The sequence below is a fragment of the Novosphingobium sp. genome (assembly GCF_040398825.1).
Taxonomy (GTDB): domain Bacteria; phylum Pseudomonadota; class Alphaproteobacteria; order Sphingomonadales; family Sphingomonadaceae; genus Novosphingobium.
The window spans coordinates 94,210-113,263 of the sequence record NZ_JBBATI010000003.1 but is presented as its reverse complement, the minus strand read 5'-3'; the positions used below and the strand labels follow the sequence as shown (position 1 = coordinate 113,263).

At 64.5% G+C, this 19,054-nt stretch carries 21 protein-coding genes; 15 read left to right on the top strand and 6 right to left on the bottom strand.

All coding sequences use genetic code 11. The features are described 5' to 3' along the window. Window positions 1-6 precede the first annotated feature (6 nt). Entirely contained in the window at window positions 7-642 is a 636-nt protein-coding gene (locus tag ABWP89_RS02895; protein WP_353227076.1) for a LysE family translocator, read from the top strand. Next, window positions 639-1,154, top strand: coding sequence for a CinA family protein (locus ABWP89_RS02890; protein ID WP_353227074.1), 516 nt, complete (start codon window positions 639-641; stop codon window positions 1,152-1,154). Before ABWP89_RS02895 ends, ABWP89_RS02890 begins: the two co-directional genes overlap by 4 nt. Here ABWP89_RS02890 and ABWP89_RS02885 read toward each other — a convergent pair. Together ABWP89_RS02885 and ABWP89_RS02880 are read right to left on the bottom strand one after the other, a co-directional pair. Then, the gene (locus tag ABWP89_RS02885) at window positions 1,140-2,147 is read right to left on the bottom strand and encodes a 50S ribosomal protein L11 methyltransferase (RefSeq protein ID WP_353227072.1); all 1,008 of its coding nucleotides are present in this window, start codon (window positions 2,145-2,147) and stop codon (window positions 1,140-1,142) included. The genes ABWP89_RS02890 and ABWP89_RS02885 overlap by 15 nt on opposite strands. Next, a complete protein-coding gene (locus ABWP89_RS02880; protein ID WP_353227070.1) occupies window positions 2,137-2,868 on the bottom strand; it encodes an SDR family NAD(P)-dependent oxidoreductase in 732 nt (243 codons plus the stop codon). The genes ABWP89_RS02885 and ABWP89_RS02880 overlap by 11 nt, the downstream gene beginning before the upstream one ends. A gap of 228 nt (window positions 2,869-3,096) precedes the next feature. On the opposite strand from ABWP89_RS02880, the gene sdhC reads away from it, so the two are divergent. From sdhC to ABWP89_RS02860, 4 genes are all read left to right on the top strand, one after another. Further along, window positions 3,097-3,525 (top strand): succinate dehydrogenase, cytochrome b556 subunit, encoded by a 429-nt coding sequence (sdhC, locus tag ABWP89_RS02875; protein WP_353227069.1) that lies wholly within the window; start codon window positions 3,097-3,099, stop codon window positions 3,523-3,525. Window positions 3,526-3,590: 65 nt separating this feature from the next. Next, on the top strand, window positions 3,591-3,974 hold the full coding sequence (sdhD, locus tag ABWP89_RS02870) for a succinate dehydrogenase, hydrophobic membrane anchor protein (RefSeq protein WP_353227067.1): 384 nt from the start codon (window positions 3,591-3,593) through the stop codon (window positions 3,972-3,974). Between the two features lie 3 nt (window positions 3,975-3,977). Then, entirely contained in the window at window positions 3,978-5,783 is a 1,806-nt protein-coding gene (gene sdhA, locus ABWP89_RS02865) for a succinate dehydrogenase flavoprotein subunit (RefSeq protein WP_353227065.1), read from the top strand. A gap of 93 nt (window positions 5,784-5,876) precedes the next feature. Then, the gene (locus ABWP89_RS02860; RefSeq protein WP_353227063.1) at window positions 5,877-6,185 is read left to right on the top strand and encodes an alkylphosphonate utilization protein; all 309 of its coding nucleotides are present in this window, start codon (window positions 5,877-5,879) and stop codon (window positions 6,183-6,185) included. A 10-nt stretch (window positions 6,186-6,195) separates the two neighbouring features. Here the strand turns inward: ABWP89_RS02860 and ABWP89_RS02855 are convergent, their stop codons facing one another. Then, entirely contained in the window at window positions 6,196-6,708 is a 513-nt protein-coding gene (locus ABWP89_RS02855) for a GNAT family N-acetyltransferase (RefSeq protein ID WP_353227061.1), read from the bottom strand. Beyond that, window positions 6,705-7,220: a hypothetical protein gene (locus ABWP89_RS02850; RefSeq protein WP_353227059.1), complete on the bottom strand. Its 516-nt coding sequence runs from the start codon at window positions 7,218-7,220 to the stop codon at window positions 6,705-6,707. The genes ABWP89_RS02855 and ABWP89_RS02850 overlap by 4 nt, the downstream gene beginning before the upstream one ends. Before the next feature lie 174 nt (window positions 7,221-7,394). On the opposite strand from ABWP89_RS02850, the gene ABWP89_RS02845 reads away from it, so the two are divergent. The 6 genes from ABWP89_RS02845 to ABWP89_RS02820 all read left to right on the top strand — a co-directional run bounded on the left by ABWP89_RS02845 (window position 7,395) and on the right by ABWP89_RS02820 (window position 13,905). Beyond that, window positions 7,395-8,192 (top strand): hypothetical protein, encoded by a 798-nt coding sequence (locus tag ABWP89_RS02845; RefSeq protein WP_353227057.1) that lies wholly within the window; start codon window positions 7,395-7,397, stop codon window positions 8,190-8,192. Between the two features lie 80 nt (window positions 8,193-8,272). Continuing rightward, window positions 8,273-8,803, top strand: a complete 531-nt coding sequence (locus tag ABWP89_RS02840) for a hypothetical protein (RefSeq protein ID WP_353227055.1) — start codon at window positions 8,273-8,275, stop codon at window positions 8,801-8,803. 189 nt (window positions 8,804-8,992) lie between these two features. After that, the gene (locus tag ABWP89_RS02835; RefSeq protein WP_353227054.1) at window positions 8,993-10,561 is read left to right on the top strand and encodes a M28 family metallopeptidase; all 1,569 of its coding nucleotides are present in this window, start codon (window positions 8,993-8,995) and stop codon (window positions 10,559-10,561) included. Between the two features lie 111 nt (window positions 10,562-10,672). Continuing rightward, the gene (gene guaB, locus ABWP89_RS02830) at window positions 10,673-12,130 is read left to right on the top strand and encodes an IMP dehydrogenase (protein ID WP_353227197.1); all 1,458 of its coding nucleotides are present in this window, start codon (window positions 10,673-10,675) and stop codon (window positions 12,128-12,130) included. Between the two features lie 9 nt (window positions 12,131-12,139). Next, window positions 12,140-13,321 carry an RsmB/NOP family class I SAM-dependent RNA methyltransferase gene (locus ABWP89_RS02825; protein WP_353227053.1) on the top strand — a complete coding sequence of 394 codons (1,182 nt, stop codon included), beginning with the start codon at window positions 12,140-12,142 and terminating at the stop codon, window positions 13,319-13,321. A gap of 77 nt (window positions 13,322-13,398) precedes the next feature. Next, window positions 13,399-13,905, top strand: coding sequence for a tetratricopeptide repeat protein (locus tag ABWP89_RS02820; RefSeq protein ID WP_353227051.1), 507 nt, complete (start codon window positions 13,399-13,401; stop codon window positions 13,903-13,905). A 41-nt stretch (window positions 13,906-13,946) separates the two neighbouring features. Here ABWP89_RS02820 and ABWP89_RS02815 read toward each other — a convergent pair whose 3' ends face one another. Both ABWP89_RS02815 and ABWP89_RS02810 read right to left on the bottom strand, forming a co-directional pair. Further along, on the bottom strand, window positions 13,947-14,471 hold the full coding sequence (locus ABWP89_RS02815) for an RNA pyrophosphohydrolase (RefSeq protein WP_502915216.1): 525 nt from the start codon (window positions 14,469-14,471) through the stop codon (window positions 13,947-13,949). Between the two features lie 20 nt (window positions 14,472-14,491). Beyond that, window positions 14,492-15,463 carry an alpha/beta hydrolase gene (locus ABWP89_RS02810; RefSeq protein WP_353227049.1) on the bottom strand — a complete coding sequence of 324 codons (972 nt, stop codon included), beginning with the start codon at window positions 15,461-15,463 and terminating at the stop codon, window positions 14,492-14,494. A 292-nt stretch (window positions 15,464-15,755) separates the two neighbouring features. Here ABWP89_RS02810 and ABWP89_RS02805 point away from each other — a divergent pair, with 292 nt between their 5' ends. The 3 genes from ABWP89_RS02805 to ABWP89_RS02795 are packed head-to-tail and all read left to right on the top strand — an operon-like array spanning window position 15,756 to window position 19,031. Then, a complete protein-coding gene (locus ABWP89_RS02805) occupies window positions 15,756-17,648 on the top strand; it encodes a 2-oxoacid:acceptor oxidoreductase subunit alpha (protein ID WP_353227047.1) in 1,893 nt (630 codons plus the stop codon). 3 nt (window positions 17,649-17,651) lie between these two features. Further along, window positions 17,652-17,999: a hypothetical protein gene (locus ABWP89_RS02800; RefSeq protein WP_353227045.1), complete on the top strand. Its 348-nt coding sequence runs from the start codon at window positions 17,652-17,654 to the stop codon at window positions 17,997-17,999. 6 nt (window positions 18,000-18,005) lie between these two features. Then, the gene (locus ABWP89_RS02795) at window positions 18,006-19,031 is read left to right on the top strand and encodes a 2-oxoacid:ferredoxin oxidoreductase subunit beta (protein WP_353227043.1); all 1,026 of its coding nucleotides are present in this window, start codon (window positions 18,006-18,008) and stop codon (window positions 19,029-19,031) included. Window positions 19,032-19,054: the final 23 nt, after the last annotated feature.

The window sequence follows — 19,054 nt, the reverse complement described above, 5'->3', positions numbered from 1 at the left end:
CGCAGGATGGCCTGGCACACCTGGTGGCTGTTTGCGGGCACCGTCTTTGTGATTTCGGCCTCACCCGGCCCCAACATGCTGCACGTGATGACGCGCAGTATCGAATGGGGGCTGACCGGTTCGGTACTGGCGATGATCGGCTGTTTCACGGCGGTGGTGTGCCTGCTGGCGGCCTCTGCCGCGGGTCTGACCGCGCTCCTGCTGGCGCTGCCGGCCGCGTTCACCGTGCTGAAACTGGCGGGTGCCGCCTATCTGATCTGGCTTGGGTACAAGGCGTGGATGGCCAGGGTGGCCGATGACGAACCGGATGGCGCGCTGGCGCCGGGCGGGGCGGGGCGGCCATCGCCCGCCCGGCTGATGGGCACGGCGTTCACGATCGGGATCAGCAATCCCAAGGCGCTGGTGTTTGCCGCCGCGTTCCTGCCGCTGTTCCTTGATCCCGCCCGGCCCAAATTGGGCCAGTTCGGGGTGATGATCGCCACGTTTTCAGTGATCGAATTTGCCTGGTATTTTACCTATGCGCTGGGCGGGCGGGGGCTGGCATCATGGCTGCGCCTGCCGGCGCGCCGGCGCCTGTTCAACCGTGTAACCGGGGGGGTGTTTGTAGTGTTTGGTCTGGTAATGGCGGGCAGCCGCGTATGACATTGGAACGGCTGGCCACCGCAGGCGCGCACGCCGGGGCGCTGCTGATGGCGCGGGGCGAAACCATTGCCGTGGTCGATGGTGCCACCGGTGGTCTGATTTCGGCCGGATTGCTGGCCATGCCCGGTGCTTCGGCATTCTATCGCGGCGGCGGGGTGATCTATTCGCTGAAAGGCCGGCGCATCGTACTGGGGCATGAACCGGGATCGCTACGCGGGCTGACCTCTGCGACCGAAAGCTATGCGCTGGCGCAGGCACAGTTGATCCGTGCGCGTTATGACGCCGATTGGGGCATTGCCGAAACCGGGGCAGCAGGGCCGGGCCGCCATCCGCTGGGCGTGGCATCGGGCACCAGCGCGATTGCCGTGGCTGGCCCGGGTGACGTCAACGCCACGATCCTGGTGCACACTGGCAGCGAAGACCGGCTGGCCAACATGCAGGCGTTTGCGCTGGCGGCATTGGAATTGCTGGCCCAAACGCTGGGTGACGGCGCCACCCTACCAGCGGCGTGACCAATCTGACGGAACAGTCGCGCGCGACCTGCCCCCGCCAAAGCGGCGACGGCGCAGCCACAGGATCGACCAGTCGCCACGTGTCATGCGCGCGGCCAGCCGCAGCCCGGCGCGCGCATAGGCGGCGCGCACCGCCGGTTCCTGCGTGGTCAGCAGGCCCGATAGCAGCACGTGGCCGCCGGGGGTGACCGCACTGGCAAACGCCGGCGCCAGTTCCACCAGCGGCCCGGCCAGAATATTGGCGATCAGCAGGTCATAGGGCGCGCTGGCCTCGATCAGCGGATGGTCCATGCCGGCGGCGATTACCATCGCCAGCCTGCCGCCGCCATCGCCCAACCGCACGCCGTTGGCATCGGCATTGCGCGCCACCACCGGGCCGCACACCGCATCGATGTCGCTCGCCAGCGCGCGTGCGCGCGGCCACAGATGCAGCGCGGCAAACGCCAGCAACCCGGTGCCGGTGCCGATATCCACCAGATTGCGCACCACCACGCCGCGCCGCTTCATCATGGCCAGCATCGCCAGGCATCCGGCGGTGGTGGCGTGCTGGCCAGTGCCGAAGGCCAGGCTGGCGGGGATAACAAAATCGCGTACCCCCGGTGCGTTCAGCGCCGGATGATCGGGCGTGTGGACATAAAACGGCCCTTCGCGGATCGGCTCGATCCCGGCCTGGCTCAGCGTCACCCAGTCGGTGGGGGGCAGGTGTTCGATCGTTTCGGTCGGGGCATCACCGTCAAACAGCGCGCGCATCGCCGCCAGATCGTGCGCAGCGGGTGGGTGCGACAGCCATGCTTCCAGCTGCCAGTCATCGGGGCGGTCATCGGCAATTTCGCTGCCGGCAATGACGATTTCGGAGTCCCAGTCGGGCGCGTCTTCGTGCGCCAGCAGCGCGGCGTGGATTTGCGCGCGCGGGCCTTCGAACGTCACCTTCCACGCATCGCCCGATGGTTCATCCGTGTCGGCATCAGCGGTGGTCAGGGTTTTAGCGGACATAACTGGCTCCATTGGCATCGATGACCGTGCCGGTCATGCTGGCCGGCGCATCGATCGCGCAAAACACCGCGATGCGCGCAATTTCCTGCGGGGTGGCCACGCGGCCCAGCGGGATCTGTGCCGCCAGCGCCGCAGCGTCATTGGTGGCGAGGTAATCGGCGGCCATATCGGTGGCGACAAAGCCGGGCGAAATGGCAAAGCTTAAAATGTTCTGGTGGGCATAGCCGCGGGCAATCGTCTTGTGCAGCGCGATCATGCCACCCTTGGCGGCGGCGTAGTGCCAATGATCGGGGCTGTCACCGCGATGCGCGGCACGGCTGGCGATATGCACGATCCGCCCGGGTCGGCCGTTTGCCTGCCAGTGCAGCACCGCTGCCCGCGACAATTGCGCCGCTGCGGTCAGGTTGATGCGCAGCGTTTCTTCCCACGCGTCCAGCCATGCGCAATCCGGTGTGTCGACGGGATTGTCGGAAAACTGCCCGGCATTGTTGATCAGCACGTCGATCTGCCCACCGACCTGCGCCAGCGCGGCGTCCCACAGTGCGGCAGGCGCACCGGGCATGCCCAGATCGGCGCCGATGCTATCGGGCCCGCCGTTGCGGCCATGCCCGATCACGCGCGCGCCGCGCGCGCGCAGGGCATCGACAATGCCCGCGCCGATGCCGCGGGTTGATCCGGTCACCAGCACGACCGGGGCAGCGCCTAGGTTCATATCCGTCATGGCCGATGCTGTAGTGCCCGCATGGCAGCGGGGCAACCTTCGGCTTTCCGGGGGTTGAACCTGCGCGCACCCGGGGCAGGGCGCGATCCGGACCGGTGATCATACGTTTGCGCGATACCCCCGCCGCACAGGTTGCGCGCCGCAACATTTCGACTAAGACGAATCGCGCTTGGCATCCCGACGGTTTGATCTGGTCGTGATGCCCATTCGGCAATTGAGGAGTTTCGCATGGCGCAGGCACACAGCAACCGGCCCACTTCGCCCCATCTGCAAATCTGGCGCTGGGGCCCGGCGATGCTGATTTCGATCATGCACCGCGTCACCGGCAATGGTCTGGCGTTTGCCGGGCTGGGCCTGCTGCTGTGGTGGGTGGGCGCGATCGCCGGGGGTGAAACAAGCTATCAGACCTTTATCGCCTATGTGTGGACCGGCACTGCCAGCCCGTTTGCATCGGTGACCGCGATTTTGGGCAAAGTCGTGCTGATCGGTCTGAGCTGGGCGTTTTTTCAGCATCTCGGCTCTGGCCTGCGGCATCTCGTGCTCGACATCGGGGCGGGGTACGAACTGGAAACCAATGCGCGCTGGTCGGTGCTGACCATTGTTTTTGCAGTGGTGGCAACCGCGCTGTTCTGGGCGTTCATGCTGATGCCGCGCTGATAGCGCGCCGATCGATCCGCATCCACGCCCACATTTGACGCCCAATTCCAACATACGAGGATTTCATGGGTAACGGTACTTCCATCGGCCGGGTACGGGGGCTGGGTTCCAGCCACCACGGCACGCATCACTGGCTTGCCTCGCGGCTGACCGCGGTGGGCAATCTGGTGCTGATCCCTTATCTGCTGGTCAGCCTGATGCTGCTGCCGGGGTTTGATTTCGCATCGGTGCATGCCTGGCTGGCGCAGCCGGTCCCGGCCACTGCGCTGGTGCTGACCTTCATCAACACATTCTATCACGCACGCCTTGGCGTGCAGGTGATGCTGGAAGACTATGTGCACGAAGCCGGGGGCAAACTGGCCGCCTGGGTGCTGATCAATGTCGTGCCCGTCGCGGGCGCCGCATTCGGCATCGTGTCGGTCATCCGCATCGCTTTGGGAGGCGCCTGAGCCATGACTGCCGCTTACAAGATCATCGACCACAACTATGACGTCATCGTTGTCGGCGCCGGCGGTTCGGGCCTGCGTGCGACGATGGGTTCGGCCCAGGCCGGCCTGCGCACCGCCTGCATCACCAAAGTGTTTCCCACCCGGTCGCACACGGTTGCGGCGCAGGGCGGGATTGCCGCATCGCTGTGCAACAACACGCCCGATCATTGGACCTGGCATATGTACGACACCGTCAAGGGGTCGGACTGGCTGGGTGACCAGGACGCGATCGAATACATGGTACGCGAAGCGCCGGCAGCGGTGTACGAGTTGGAACATGCCGGCGTACCGTTCAGCCGCAATGCCGATGGCACGATCTATCAGCGCCCGTTCGGCGGCCATATGCAGAACATGGGCGCAGGCCCGCCGGTGCAGCGCACTTGCGCCGCGGCCGACCGCACCGGCCACGCCATGCTGCACGCGCTGTATCAACAGTCGCTGAAATACGACGCCGATTTCTTTATCGAATATTTCGCGATCGACCTGATCATGGAAAACGGCGCCTGCCGCGGGGTGATCGCGCTGTGCATGGATGACGGATCGATCCACCGGTTCCGTGGCCATGCCGTGGTGCTGGCCACCGGCGGTTATGGCCGCAGCTATTTCACCGCCACATCGGCGCACACCTGCACCGGCGATGGCGGCGGCATGGTGCTGCGCGCCGGGCTGCCGTTGCAGGATATGGAATTCGTGCAGTTCCACCCCACCGGCATCTATGGTGCGGGCGTGCTGATTACCGAAGGCGCGCGCGGTGAAGGCGGATACCTGACCAATTCCGAGGGCGAACGGTTCATGGAACGGTACGCCCCGTCGGCCAAGGACCTGGCCAGCCGCGACGTGGTATCACGGTCGATGGCGCTGGAAATCCGCGAAGGGCGCGGCGTCGGCCCGCACAAAGACCATATCTACCTGCACCTCGATCATATCGATCCCAAGGTGCTGGGCGAACGTCTGCCGGGCATTACCGAATCCGGCAAGATCTTTGCCGGGGTTGATCTGACGCGGCAGCCGCTGCCGGTGGTGCCGACAGTGCATTACAACATGGGCGGCATCCCGACCAATTACCATGGTGAGGTCGTGACGATCGGCGCCGACGGCAATCCCGAAACGATCGTGCCGGGGCTGTTTTCGGTGGGTGAGGCGGCCTGCGTGTCGGTCCATGGTGCCAACCGGCTGGGGTCAAATTCGCTGATCGACCTGGTGGTGTTTGGCCGCGCGACTGGCCTGCGGTTGAAGGAACTGATCAAGCCCGGCACCGCACACGCGGCGCTGCCCGCCGACAGCGCCGATCTGGCGCTGACCCGGCTCGACCATTTCCGCAATGCCAAGGGCGGTTCGCCCACCGCCGTCGTGCGCAGCGAAATGCAGCGCACGATGAGCCAGCATGCCGCGGTGTTCCGCACCGACGAATTGATGGCCGAGGGTAAGGAAAAGCTGGCCGCGACTTATGCGCGGATGGCCGACATCAACGTGACCGATCGTTCGCTGATCTGGAATTCGGACCTGGTGGAAACGCTGGAGCTTGACAACCTGATCAGCCAGGCGGCGGTGACCATGCACAGCGCGTTCAACCGCAAGGAAAGCCGCGGCGCCCACGCGCACGAGGATTTCCCCAACCGCGATGATGCCAACTGGATGAAGCACACGGCAACGTGGTTCAACGGCTGGGGCGGAAAGGGCGGCGAAGTGCGCATCGATTACCGCCCGGTGCACGAATACACGCTGACCGACGATGTTGCGTACATCAAGCCCAAGGCGCGGGTGTACTGATCGGCACCGACGACACCGACCATGCCAAATGCCGGGGTGGAAGCACCCCGGCATTTTGTTTTGGGCGAAACGCCCCCTGATGGAGACAATGCCATGGCAGATGACGAATACGTCTATGACGAAGACACCGGCGAATGGATGACCGCATCCGACCAAGCCGCGCGCAATGCAGCCGCCGACAAAGTGGAAGTGCGCGATTCGGCCGGCACGCTGCTGGCCGATGGTGATCAGGTCACGCTGATCAAGGATCTGGAGGTCAAGGGCGCCGGCCAGACGCTGAAACGCGGCACGGTGATCAAATCGATCCGCCTGACCGGCGATGCGCAGGAAATCGACTGCCGTTTCGACGGGATCAAGGGTCTGGTGCTGCGCGCCGAATTCGTGCGCAAACGCACGGTTTAAGCGCGCCCGGTCACAGCCCGGCGACCTGCATCGAAACGACTTTGCCGCTGGGCAGTTCGCGCGTGCCCAGCTGGACAAAGCCGCGCTGTGCGTGAAATTTCAGCGATACCGGATTGGCGGGAATCAGGTCCATTTCCGCCGCCAGCAGCAGGCAATCGCGCTGGCGCGCGGCCCGGGACAGATGATCATAAAGCATGCTGCCCAGCCGCAGCCCGCGCGCGTCAGCGTCGATCACCACCCGGTCGATATAGACAAAGCGGTTGAGCCGATCGGAAAACCAGCGGAAATTGCCGTTGTCGTAACCCGCGCCCTGCTGCATCGCCATGATGAACCCCAGCAACGTGCCGGCCCGTTCCACCACCGTACACACCGCGCACAGTGGCAGCAGCGCGGTAAAATCGGCCACATCCATCGGGCTGGTGACCGCGACCACCGCGGCATTGAGTGCGACAATCGTGGGCGCGTCGGCCATGGTGGCGGGGCGCAAGGCAATCGGGGCAGGTTCGATGCCGTCCCCTGTCATGCCGGGTGCCGTATCGGGCAGCCGCGCGCGCGGGCATAACCCTTCAGCCAGGCGCGGCGCACGCTGCCGGCGTACAGATAGCGCGCGCGCCGGTTATCTTCGGCATTGGCGCCGCTGATTTCGCGGACGATTCCGCCAAACGGGATGATCCCGCCGACCACCGACCGTGCGGTGCCGACGATCACGCGGTCGCGTTTCTGGCGTCGGGTGGGCGCCACGCTTTCATCGATATCGGGGCCCAGCGCCGCATCAAGCGCGGCAATGTCGCGCTGCAGCCCGGCGCAGCGTCCCTTGGCCGGCAACCCATAGGGGTTTGCCATCGCTGTTTCCAACGCTGGTGCAATCGGCACTTTGCGCAAATTCAGATCGTCGATCGGTTTGGTGGCGACATCGCCGACCGTTACCGGTTTGGGCGCCACCACGGTCTGTGCTGGGGCAGGCATCGGCACGACCAGCGCCAGCGCAACAGCATGCGCAAACAGCGCGGGCGAACGGGGGAACGTCTTGTGCATCCGCGATGGTTACCACGCACAGCTGCCAGGCCGCAGCAAAAAATCAGCGGGCAGAATGGTTTGCGCCGGGTCTGCAACCCAGGCGCCACAGGCCGCTGGCGCTGGTGCACATTGGTTCAGGCGCCGGTCAGGCAGTACGGCCCAGCGATCATGCAGCCACAGCAAAGGGATGATATGGTACAGGTTCGCTATCGCAGCCATGGCAACCGCCCGGCACCTCGACCGGTGCGCATCACGGTGCCGGGTTGGGCGGGTGACAAACAGCCACGCGCCGACGGCAGCCACGAACAACCGTGGCATTGCGTGCCGTTTTCGGAAAGCGCGCGTTATGCAATCGAACTGGTCTATCCCTTTGCCCCCGAATTGCGGGTGACCACGGTCGACGGGCGGGTGCAGCTGGATGCCGAATGGGGCCCGGCGCCCGCTGGTGAACCGGCCTGGCCGCCGTTCCGCGCCTTTGGCAACGACTATTATTCGTATCAGCTGTCGCTCGATCTGGCGGTGCCGCCGGGCTATGCCGTGCGTACTGAGCCGCATCCGCGCTATTTTACCGACCCCACGCACCAGACGCCGCTGGCGGTACCCGCGCTGATCCGGTCGGAATGGTGGCCTATGGTGTTTTTCACAATCTTTCGCGCCCCCCCGCCCGGTGTCACGCACGTGTTCCGCCAGGGTGAACCGATGATGGCGTTCATCATCCTGCCCGAAGATCCCGCGATCGATCTGGCGCCGATGTCCGAAGATCAGGCGGCACAGCGCGAATTGCGCGCGCGGCGGATGTCGATCAGCCGCGATCAGCTGGCGCAGGGTACGCGCTGGGTATCCGACACGCACACCGTGTTTGATGGCACCTATCGCAATCTGTACCGCGCAGCGCGTGCGCGGCAGCACGAACTACAGCACGAACTACAGCACGAACTACAGCACGATCTGCCGCCGGATGACGACGATCCCGCGATGAATGGCGGGTGAAGACCGCGTTCAGGCCTTGCTGTGCCGTCGCAGTGCAGACCGATGCACAGTCGGGTGGCATACGACGAAAAGGACAAGACATGACACGCAAGACACGAATGTTGACCAGTGCAGCCGCATTGGCCCTGATCGGCAGCACGGCGCTGGCACCAGCGGCAATGGCCGATCCGATTCCCGCAGCGGTCAGCTATGCCGATTTGCTGGAACCTGTACCTGATGCTCTGGCGCGGCTGCATGCGGATGACGCGATGGCGGCCGATGCGCACATGATTCAGGCGCAATATCGCGGCGGTTACGACCACCATCATCATCACCACCATCACCATCATGTGCGCCACAGCACGCGCTGGTATCGCGGCCACGGCTATTTCTGGACCGGTCAGATCTGGGCGTTCGGCCCTCCGCCGCAGCCACGCTATTGGCACAATCATGATGCCGACTGGTACCGTGGCCGGGGCTATTCGTGGGATGGCCGTGGCTGGCAGGGGCCGCGCGACCACCATCATCACCACGCCGATCGCTATCGCGGCAATGGCTATGACCAGGGCCAATATCAGGACGGTCGCGGGCAGCCGGACCACCACCACCATCATCACCAAAACTGGCGTTGATTTACTGGCCATGCCCCGGTTTTCAGCCGGGGCATGGCATCCATGGTAAATGGGTGCTTGCGCCAGAACGCTCCATTTGTCAGGCAGGTGGTTGCGCCGCATCGAAGCACAGGCGCAGCGGGGCAGTGAATGGGCGTTGGGCAGACCGGGCAGGGGGCAAAAGGGTCAAAGCGCATCTGCGTTCTGGCCGTGACCCTCGCACTGGCGGTTGCCACAACATTGCTGCCTGGCCCGGTTACGGCACGCCCCCCCCGCCCGGTTGCGGTGATCGCGGCAGCACCGCGCGAAAACCAGCTGGAAACCGCGCTGCGCCGGCATGTTGAAACGCTGGCCAGCGATGATTTCGGCGGGCGCGAGCCGGGCACCGATGGTGAAACAAAAACGCTGCGCTATCTGGCGCGGCAATGGTTTGACATCGGCCTGGTCAGCGGCACCAACGATCCCGGCAATGCGTGGTTCGCCCCGGTCGAGCTGATCGAGCGCACGGCGCAGGCCAGTCGCGCCAGCTTTGCGCATGGCCGCCGGCGGATCGCGGTGGACGCCAATGGCGTGCTGGTGGTGACATCGGGGCTGCGCAGCCTGATCGAAAACGCCCCGCTGTTGCTTGTCGGCCGCGAAACCAATCCGAAAGCGGCACGCATCGAACTGGCCGGGCGAATCGCGGTGGTGTTTGACAGCCAGTCCGCACCCGCTGCCGGTGCGCCTGCATCAACTGCCGCGCCGCCGGGTGGCGCGGGGGCGGATGAACGCGCCGGGCGGTTGCTCGATGCCGGGGCGGCGGCGGTGATTACCGTGCTGGATGGCACGCGCGCGCTGGACGATGTGGCAGCGCGCCGGCGACGCCCTGGCTATGCGCTGGCCGGGCAGAAACTGGGCGGCGACATCCAGGCCTATGTGACGCCGGCGGTCGCCGACAGCCTGTTCGATGCGGCGGGCCTGGGCAAGCTGGCAGCATTGCGCACCGCCGCGGCCGACCCGGCGTTTGTCCCCCGCCTGATCGGGCTGGCGGGCACGCTGGAGGCGACCAGCAGCGAAACCCGCATCCACACCCACAATCTGATCGGCAAGCTGGAAGGGCGACGGCGCGATCTGGGCGCGGTGGTGCTGGTGGCGCATTGGGACCATTTTGGCCGCTGCGCCGATCCGCCTGCCGAACATCTGATCTGCAACGGCGCGGTCGACAATGCCAGCGGGCTGGCGGTGATTACCGAGGCCGCGCGCATTCTGACCTTTGGCCGACCGCCCGATCGCGATATCTATTTTCTGGCAACCACCGGTGAAGAGCTGGGATTGCTGGGCGCGCTGGCGTTTACCGAAAATCCGCCGCTGCCGCTGGATGCGATCATGGCGGTGCTCAATGTCGATTCGACCGGGCTGGTTGGACCAGGGCTGCCGGTCAGCGTGATCGGATCGGGGATGACCGATCTGGACGACAGCATTGCCGCGGTGCTGAAATCGATCCGCCGCAAACAGGTCGTTGACAGCAGCGCCAATGCTTATGTCCGGCGGCAGGATGGCTGGGTGTTCATTCAGCACGATGTGCCGGCGGTGATGGTTAGCAGCGCCTATTCCGACCCGGCGCGGCTGGATCGGTTCATGGACGAACGCTATCACCGCCCGACCGATGTGCCCGCCCGCGTGGAATATGGCGGCATGGGCGAAGATGTCGCGCTGCAAGTGGAACTGGCGCGGTACTTTGCCGATGTGCACCGGTTTGCCGGGCCGCCGGTGCCACGGCTGGACAGCCCGACACGCTGATCGGCCAGATCGGGCGCTGCTGCCCCGCAGGCAAAAAGACCGGTAGCGCAATCCGGGCGGCTTGTTTACATGGGCCGCCACACCCCCCCCGGACAGAAAGTGGCAGCCGTGATCGATATCCCCCTTGGCCTGACCTACGACGACGTGCTGTTGCGCCCGGGGGCGTCTGACCTTGTGCCCAGCCAGGCCGATACCCGCACCCGTCTGACCCGCATGATCGCGCTGAATATCCCGGTGCTGTCATCGGCGATGGATACCGTGACCGAGGCCGACATGGCGATCGTCATGGCGCAACTGGGCGGGATCGGCGTGCTGCACCGCAATCTGGGGGTGGCGGAGCAATGCGCCGCCGTGCGCGCGGTAAAGCGGTTTGAAAGCGGCATGGTGGTCAACCCGATCACCATCGCCCCCGATGCCACGCTGGGTGAGGCACAGGCGCTGATGCGCCACCACCGCATCAGCGGTATTCCCGTGGTCGAAACAACCGGACGGCTGGTCGGCATCCTGACCAACCGCGACGTGCGCTTTGCCGATAACCCGGCGCAGCCGGTGCGCGAATTGATGACCCACGAAAATCTGGCCACGGTCGGCCTGGGCACCACCGGTGACGAGGCGCGGCGGTTGCTGCACCAGCGCCGGATTGAAAAGCTGTTGGTGGTGGATGATGCCTATCACTGCATCGGCCTGATCACGGTCAAGGATATTGAAAAGGCGGTGAATTACCCTGCCGCGACCAAGGATGCGGCCGGGCGTCTGCGCGTTGCCGCGGCGACAACTGTCGGCGAAAAGGGGCTGGAACGCACCCGCGCGCTGATCGATGCGGAATGCGATGTGATCGTGATCGACACCGCGCATGGCCACAACGCCGATGTCGCGCGCGCGGTCGAACTGGCCAAGAAACTGTCCAACGATGTGCAGGTGATCGCCGGCAATGTCGCCACGGCAGAGGCGACGCGCGCGCTGATCGATGCGGGCGCCGATGCGATCAAGGTTGGCATCGGGCCGGGATCGATCTGCACCACCCGGATCGTGGCCGGGGTGGGCGTGCCGCAACTGACCGCGGTGATGGAATGCGCCGAAGAGGCGGACAAATCGGGCGTGCCGGTCATCGCCGACGGGGGCCTGCGCACATCGGGTGACGCGGCCAAGGCACTGGCAGCGGGCGCGAGCACGATCATGATCGGTTCATTGCTGGCCGGCACCGAAGAGGCGCCGGGCGAAACGTTCCTGTACCAGGGGCGCGCCTACAAATCCTATCGCGGGATGGGTTCGGTCGGGGCGATGGCGCGCGGATCGGCCGACCGCTATTTTCAGCAGGATATCAAGGACCAGATGAAACTGGTGCCCGAAGGGATCGAAGGGCAGGTACCGTTCAAGGGCCCGGCCAAGGATGTCATCCACCAGCTGGTCGGCGGGATCAAGGCCGCCATGGGCTATACCGGCAGTGCGACGATTCCCGAACTGAAGGCGCGCGCACGGTTTGTGCGGATCACCAACGCCGGTCTGCAGGAAAGCCACGTGCACGATGTGGCCATTACGCGCGAAGCGCCCAATTATCCCACCCGCTGATACGCCCCGATGAACCCTGCAGCCCGCGTTCAGGCAGCGATTGACCTGCTGGATGCGATGATCGTGGCGGCGCGGGCCAGCGGGGCGTCGGCCGATCGCATTGCCGCCGACTGGTTCCGGGCGCGGCGTTATGTCGGGTCATCCGACCGCCGCGCGATCCGTAATCTGGCGTGGGACGCGATGCGTGCCTGTGGCGATATTCCGCACAATGGCCGCGCCGCGCTGTTGCAGCTCGCCCGCCAGGATCCCGCGTTGCCCGCGCTGTTTGATGGATCACGCTATGGCCCGGCGCCGATCGGCGCGGATGAGCAGGCGGCAACGGGCGGGGTGGCGCCCGCGTGGTTGCTGACCACGCTGGCCGCCAGCGGGATCACTGCGGATGAACAGCCGGCCTTGCTGACGCGCGCGCCGCTCGACATTCGCGCAAACGCCTTGCGTATCACGCGCGATGAACTGGCAGTGCGGCTACCAGTGGCGGCGCAACCGGGGCCGGGCCCCGATACGCTGCGGCTGCCGACCGGCACGCCGGTTGAATCCTGGCCGGAATTTGCCGCCGGCCTGTTCGAGGTGCAGGATGCGGGCAGCCAGCTGGTCTGCACCGCGATGAACGCCATGCCTGGCGAAACCGTGGTCGATCTGTGCGCCGGCGGCGGGGGAAAGACGCTGGCGCTGGCCGCGATGATGGCCAACCAGGGCCGCCTGATTGCCTGCGATGTGGATCGGGCGCGGCTGTCGCACCTGCCGCAGCGGGCGGCGCGCGCCGGCGCGACAGTGGAATGCCGCCTGCTGAATGGCGGGCGCGAACGCGAAGGTTTGCGCGATCTGGCCGGGACGGTCGATGCCGTGCTGGTTGATGCGCCCTGTTCGGGCACCGGCACCTGGCGCCGCAATCCAGAGGCGCGTTGGCGGCTGACCCCGGCGGTAATCGACCGTTATGCCGCGATTCAGGCGCATGTGCTCGATCTGGCGGCCGGGCTGGTGCGGCCGGGCGGGCGGATCGGCTTTATCACCTGCTCGCTGCTCGATGCCGAAGGGTCCGATGCGGTCGCGGCGTTTCTGGCGCGGAACCCACGGTGGCGGGCAGAGCCACCGGCGCTGGAGATTGGACGGGCGCATGGCCGGGGTTGGCGCCTCACCCCGGGGCATGATGGCACCGATGGATTTTTCGTCGCATCGCTGCGCGCGCCATGATAATCGATGGCATGATGCAACCCGGGCACCCCACGACACAAAGGTCTGCGGCGAAGACCCCGGTGAAGGAGCTGTTGATGCGCTATTTTCCCGCCGCCTTGGCCCTTTCGCTGGTGCTGGTGGTGACCGGCAGCATGGGCCAGGCGCGGGTGACCGATACGGTTGATCCGCGTGCTGCCGTGCTGTTGACCAATGGCCGCGCGGCGCTGGCGCGTGGCGATGTCGATACGGCGATCGATTCGTTTGAATCTGCGCTGGCGGTTGACCCGGGCTATGCCGGCACTCTGGTGGCGCTGGGCGATGCCGCGCGCAAATCGGGCCTGCAGGGTAAGGCGATCCATTATTACCGCGTCGCGCTTGACCGCAATCCGGGCAACCTGGCGGCGATGAGCGGCGAAGGCGGCGCACTGGCCGAAAAGGGCGCGCTGGACAAGGCGCGCGCCGAGCTGACCCGGCTGGAAGGCCTATGTGGCAAGGCCTGCCCCGAAACCCGCGCGCTGGCCGATGCCATCGCCAAAGGCCCCGCACCCAAAGTGATCGCTGCCGAAGCAGTGAAGCCGCAGCCGGTCGCGCAGGCCAACTGACTCTGCGTCAACCCTGCCCGCGGCAGGGTTGACGCAGACGTTCAGATCAACGGGCGGAATTCATCCAGCACCTGACGATAGACTCGCTTTTTGAACGGCACGATCAGATCGGGCAGTGTTTCTGCGTCGGCCCATTTCCATTCGGCGAATTCGGCCGGATCGTGCGCGTTCAGGTCAACGTGGCTGTCATCGCCGGTAAACCGCATCAGCAACCATTTCTGCCGTTGCCCGCGAAACCGGCCTTTCCACAAGCGTCCAAGCAGTTCGGGCGGCAGATCATAGAAATACTCTTCGGCGGTTTCGGCGATCACCTGCACCAGGTCGGCAGTGACCCCGGTTTCTTCAAACAATTCGCGCAAAGCGGCGGCGCGCAGTTCTTCTCCCTCGTCGATCCCGCCCTGCGGCATCTGCCAGGCGTCACCTTCGCCACTGACAGATTCACCGCGTGCGGCCCGTTCGCGCGTGTCGATCCGCTGGCCGACAAACACGCGGCCAGCGGCGTTGACCAGCATCACCCCGACGCAGGGGCGATAGGGCAGCGCGGTATAGTCTTCAGTCATAGCCATCCAATTCGGTTCGGTTCAATTCAGGTCAGCGCCGCCAGCTGGTGCTTGATGGCGGCAAATACAGTCTGGCAGGCATCCTGAGCGCTTGGCATCGCCTTGCGGAACTGGATGAAACCATGAACGATTCCCGGCACCTCGATAAAGTGCACCGGCGCTCCGGCGTGGATCAGCGCAGCCCCATAGACCCGCCCACTGTCGCGGATCGGATCAAGCCCGGCGGTCACTAGCACGGTTGGCGGGGTATGCGCATGGTCATTGTACAGCGGAAAGGCGCGGACATCGCCGGGGGTGGCGGCATAGCCGTTGGCAAACCACAGCATGGTGTCGGCGGTCAGCAGATACCCGTCACCAAACTGCGCGAACGAGGCATGGTCGGGCCGATCATCGCTGAGCGGATAGAACGGCACCTGCAACACCACCGGTACCGCGGCCGGCCGGGCCATCAGCGCCTGGGTGGTCACGATTGTCAGATTGCCGCCCGCCGAATCGCCGGTCAGGATCAAGCCGGTGACCGTGCGGCCAAGCTCTGCCGGACTGGTGGCCAGCCACCGTGTGGCCGCTTCGCAATCGTCGGGCGCAGCGGGAAACGGGTGTTCGGGCGCGAGCCGGTAATCCACCGCAACCACCGGCAGATCGAGCGCGGCGGCCAGTTCGGTGCAGAACGCGTGATGCGTTTCCAGATCGCCGATGACGAACCCGCCCCCGTGATAGAACACCACCAGCGGACCGGCATCGCGGGTTTCGCGCGCATCGTACAACCGCAGCGGGATCGGCCCGGCCGCACCGGGGGCGGCCAGATCGCGGATGACCGCCAGCGGCAGGGGATCGCGTTCACCGATCGTGCCCATCATCACATAGGCCTCACGCGCCTGGGCCGGGGTCAGCGCGCTCATCGGCGGAGTGCCGGCACCGTTCAGCAGATCGAGAAAGCCCTGCACATCGGGGCGGACATAAGGGGCGTTGTCGGGGGCGGTAGGGGTTGCATCGGCCATGGTCTATCAGGTCCTCTTTTATGGTTTGTCTTGATCGTTTCCGCGCACGGTGCGGTTTGAATCGGCATGTGCTGATTGTTGCGCCATGGGTAAGTGTGCAAAGGCCAATTGGCTAGGCGGATTGACCGCGATCAAGGCTTTTGCACCGCGATCGTGACCTTATGGGTATGATGCGCACCAGATTTTCTTTTTTGCGCGTGGCGTGCGCGATGATTAGGCGTCAAGACAGGCAACGGCCGATTGAGCGAACAGGGAAACCACGCGGCAGTCGGTTGGCCGCATAGGGGATACGATGGCGACAGCAGTGTTTGACGGGCCCGGAATGGTGGATGACCGATCGACTGCAAACCTGGCCGCGCCAGAGGCAGTCGTGGTGCGGTTTGCGGGCGATTCGGGCGACGGGATGCAGCTGACCGGGGGGCAGTTCACGCTGTCGACCGCGCTGGCGGGCAACGATCTGTCGACCTTTCCCGATTTTCCCGCCGAAATCCGCGCGCCGCAGGGCACGCTGTTCGGCGTTTCGGCATTCCAGATCAATTTCGGATCGACCGATATCGACACCGCAGGCGATCAGCCCGACGTGTTGATCGCGATGAACCCGGCGGCGCTCAAAACCAATCTGACGGCGCTGAAGGTGGGCGGCCTGATCATTGCCGACAGCGGCGAATTTACCCGGCGCAACCTGGAAAAGGCCAAATATGCCGCCAACCCGCTGGAGGATGGCAGCCTCGACAAATGGCAGTTGCTGGCGTTCGACATTTCGGCGCTGACCCTGCTGGCGGTCAAACCCTATGGCCTGGGCAACAAGGAAGCGCTGCGTTGCAAGAACATGTGGACGCTGGGACTGGCGTTGTGGATGTTCGATCGTGACCGGGCGCCGCTGATCGACTGGCTGCGCGCGAAATTCATCAAGAACCACGTGCTGGCCGATGCCAACATCGCCGCGCTGAATGCGGGCCATGCCTATGGCGAAACCGCGGAATTGTCCGGCCCGCTCAAACAGGTGCACATCGCCGCCGCGCCCAGCGAACCGGGACTGTACCGCACGGTGACCGGGGCAGAATCGATCAGTTATGGGCTGGTCGCGGGCGCGCAACTGGCCGGGTTGCCAATGTTTTTTGGCGGCTACCCGATCACGCCCGCGTCATCGATCCTGCACAATCTGGTGAAGCTGAAGGAATTTGGCGTCACCACATTTCAGGCAGAGGATGAAATTGCCGCGATCGCTTCGGCCATCGGCGCATCCTATGCCGGATCGCTGGGGGTGACGTCATCGTCGGGGCCGGGCATCGCGTTGAAAGGCGAAGCGATGGGGCTGGCGGTGATGACCGAACTGCCGCTGGTGATCGTCAATTCGCAGCGCGGCGGGCCATCGACCGGGCTGCCGACCAAGACCGAACAGTCGGACCTGTACCAGGCGGTCTATGGCCGCAACGGCGATGCGCCGATCCCGGTGGTCGCGGCGTGCAGCCCCGGCGATGCGTTCGATTGCGCGATTGAGGCGGTGCGCATTGCCACGCAATACATGACCCCGGTGATCCTGCTGACCGATGGTTATATCGCCAACGCGGCGGAACCGTGGAAAGTGCCTGATCCCAGTGCCTACACACCGTTTCCTGTGACATTTCTTGAAGCGCCGAATGGCCCGGATGGTACCGTGCTGCCCTATGCGCGCAATGAAAATGGCGCGCGGCCGTGGATCAAACCCGGCACCCCCGGCCTGATGCACCGCATCGGCGGGATCGAGAAAAACCCGGGTACCGGCAATATCGATTATGCCCCTGCCAGCCACCAGACGATGACCGACGCGCGGCGCGCCAAGATCGACGGCATTGCGCGATCGATCCCGCCACAGCAGGTGACGCTGGGCGACGTGGGCGGTGCGCTGGTGGTGGTCGGCTGGGGCAGCACGTATGGCCCTATCCACCAGGCGGTGCGCCGCGCGCGCCGGCGCGGGTTGGATGTTGCGCATATTCATGTACGCCATATCTGGCCGTTGCCCGAAAATCTGGGCGCCTTGTTAAAGAGTTACGCCAAGGTTCTGGTACCCGAAATGAACACCGGCCAGTTCAAGACCGTGTTGCGCGATCAATATCTGGTCGATGCCAAACCGTTCAACAAGACCAGCGGGCAGCCGTTTACGATCGCCGAGATCGAAGCCGCGATTGATGCAGCATTGGCCTGAATAATGGCGCGACCCAAGAAAAAAGCCTTCGGTGAACGAGGCTCGTGGTTCGCGACCGTTGATGGTGAGCGCTTACCTTGCGTGCATTTTCACTGGATCAAGGGACTGCACCACTGTGATCCAGGGTACATTGACGGTGTCGCGCCTTGGCCCAAATTTGTTGATGCAATCCGACAAATGAGAAAAGTAATAGTCACGAAGGATAAACCCATTCGCGAACAGGATGGCAAAAGTGGCCTCCAATTTGAACGGATCGGTTATATTGCTGTATTTTCAGTAGATAATATCCAGACCGACGAGGAAGGCCTTAAATTTGAGTTGAAAGATCGGCTCTACGATCTTCAGGGATAAAAAAGCATGAATGACATGACCACGATTGCGCCGGTAAAGACCACGTTGAAAGACTGGGAAACCGATCAGGAGGTGCGCTGGTGCCCCGGCTGCGGCGATTATGCCATCCTGAAGGCGGTGCAGCGCACTTTGCCAAATCTGGGTGCCGATCCGTCCAAAACGGTGTTCGTGTCGGGCATCGGCTGTTCCAGCCGGTTCCCGTATTATATTGAAAGCTATGGCTTTCACACCATCCATGGGCGAGCACCGGCGTTTGCGACGGGGATCAAGCTGGCCAATCCCGAATTGGATGTGTGGCTGATCACCGGCGATGGCGATGGCCTGTCGATTGGCGGCAACCACACCATGCACGTGATCCGCCGCAACGTGAACACGCAGATCCTGTTGTTCAACAACGAGATTTACGGCCTGACCAAGGGGCAATATTCGCCCACCAGCCGCGAAGGCACCTTTTCGCCGACCACCCCGCTGGGATCGGTCGATCACCCGGCCAGCCCATGCGCGGTGGCGCTGGGGTCGGGCGGGCGGTTCATCGCGCGGTCGTATGACGTGTCAAAGGATCTGCCGCAGGTGCTGAAGGCTGCGCACGCGCACCAGGGCGCGGCCTTTGTCGAGATTTTCCAAAACTGTATCGTCTACAACAAAGACCGTTTCGATGATTTCATCGCCAAGCCGGTGGTCGATGCCACGCAACTGTGGACCCGTCATGGCGAACCGCTGTTGTTCGCCAAGGGCAGCAAGGGTATCGCGCTCGACAGTGCCACGCTGGCGCTGCGGGTGGTCGATGTGGCGGATGGCGATTGGCAGGCGGCCGGCGTGATGGTGCACGACCAGACCAACCGCACACTGGCACATATGCTGGTGGAAATGCCGTTCGGGCCGTTTCCGATGGCGCTGGGGGTGATCTACGACCATCCACGCCCCACCTATGAATCCGCGCTACTGGCGCAGGACACGCGTGCGCGGGCAGGGCGCAACACCGATCTGGGCGCGCTGCTGGCCCGGGGGCAGACGTGGACAGTTGCCGGCTAACGCCAGTGGGACAGTCGCCGGCT

Bases quoted from the DNA above. Each gene is read 5' to 3' on its own strand.
- ABWP89_RS02895 (WP_353227076.1), top strand. From the start codon at position 7: ATGGCCTGGCACACCTGGTGGCTGTTTGCGGGCACCGTCTTTGTGATT.
- ABWP89_RS02890 (WP_353227074.1), top strand. From the start codon at position 639: ATGACATTGGAACGGCTGGCCACCGCAGGCGCGCACGCCGGGGCGCTG.
- ABWP89_RS02885 (WP_353227072.1), bottom strand. From the start codon at position 2,147: ATGTCCGCTAAAACCCTGACCACCGCTGATGCCGACACGGATGAACCA.
- ABWP89_RS02880 (WP_353227070.1), bottom strand. From the start codon at position 2,868: ATGACGGATATGAACCTAGGCGCTGCCCCGGTCGTGCTGGTGACCGGA.
- sdhC (WP_353227069.1), top strand. From the start codon at position 3,097: ATGGCGCAGGCACACAGCAACCGGCCCACTTCGCCCCATCTGCAAATC.
- sdhD (WP_353227067.1), top strand. From the start codon at position 3,591: ATGGGTAACGGTACTTCCATCGGCCGGGTACGGGGGCTGGGTTCCAGC.
- sdhA (WP_353227065.1), top strand. From the start codon at position 3,978: ATGACTGCCGCTTACAAGATCATCGACCACAACTATGACGTCATCGTT.
- ABWP89_RS02860 (WP_353227063.1), top strand. From the start codon at position 5,877: ATGGCAGATGACGAATACGTCTATGACGAAGACACCGGCGAATGGATG.
- ABWP89_RS02855 (WP_353227061.1), bottom strand. From the start codon at position 6,708: ATGACAGGGGACGGCATCGAACCTGCCCCGATTGCCTTGCGCCCCGCC.
- ABWP89_RS02850 (WP_353227059.1), bottom strand. From the start codon at position 7,220: ATGCACAAGACGTTCCCCCGTTCGCCCGCGCTGTTTGCGCATGCTGTT.
- ABWP89_RS02845 (WP_353227057.1), top strand. From the start codon at position 7,395: ATGGTACAGGTTCGCTATCGCAGCCATGGCAACCGCCCGGCACCTCGA.
- ABWP89_RS02840 (WP_353227055.1), top strand. From the start codon at position 8,273: ATGACACGCAAGACACGAATGTTGACCAGTGCAGCCGCATTGGCCCTG.
- ABWP89_RS02825 (WP_353227053.1), top strand. From the start codon at position 12,140: ATGAACCCTGCAGCCCGCGTTCAGGCAGCGATTGACCTGCTGGATGCG.
- ABWP89_RS02820 (WP_353227051.1), top strand. From the start codon at position 13,399: ATGCGCTATTTTCCCGCCGCCTTGGCCCTTTCGCTGGTGCTGGTGGTG.
- ABWP89_RS02815 (WP_502915216.1), bottom strand. From the start codon at position 14,471: ATGGCTATGACTGAAGACTATACCGCGCTGCCCTATCGCCCCTGCGTC.
- ABWP89_RS02810 (WP_353227049.1), bottom strand. From the start codon at position 15,463: ATGGCCGATGCAACCCCTACCGCCCCCGACAACGCCCCTTATGTCCGC.
- ABWP89_RS02805 (WP_353227047.1), top strand. From the start codon at position 15,756: ATGGCGACAGCAGTGTTTGACGGGCCCGGAATGGTGGATGACCGATCG.
- ABWP89_RS02800 (WP_353227045.1), top strand. From the start codon at position 17,652: ATGGCGCGACCCAAGAAAAAAGCCTTCGGTGAACGAGGCTCGTGGTTC.
- ABWP89_RS02795 (WP_353227043.1), top strand. From the start codon at position 18,006: ATGAATGACATGACCACGATTGCGCCGGTAAAGACCACGTTGAAAGAC.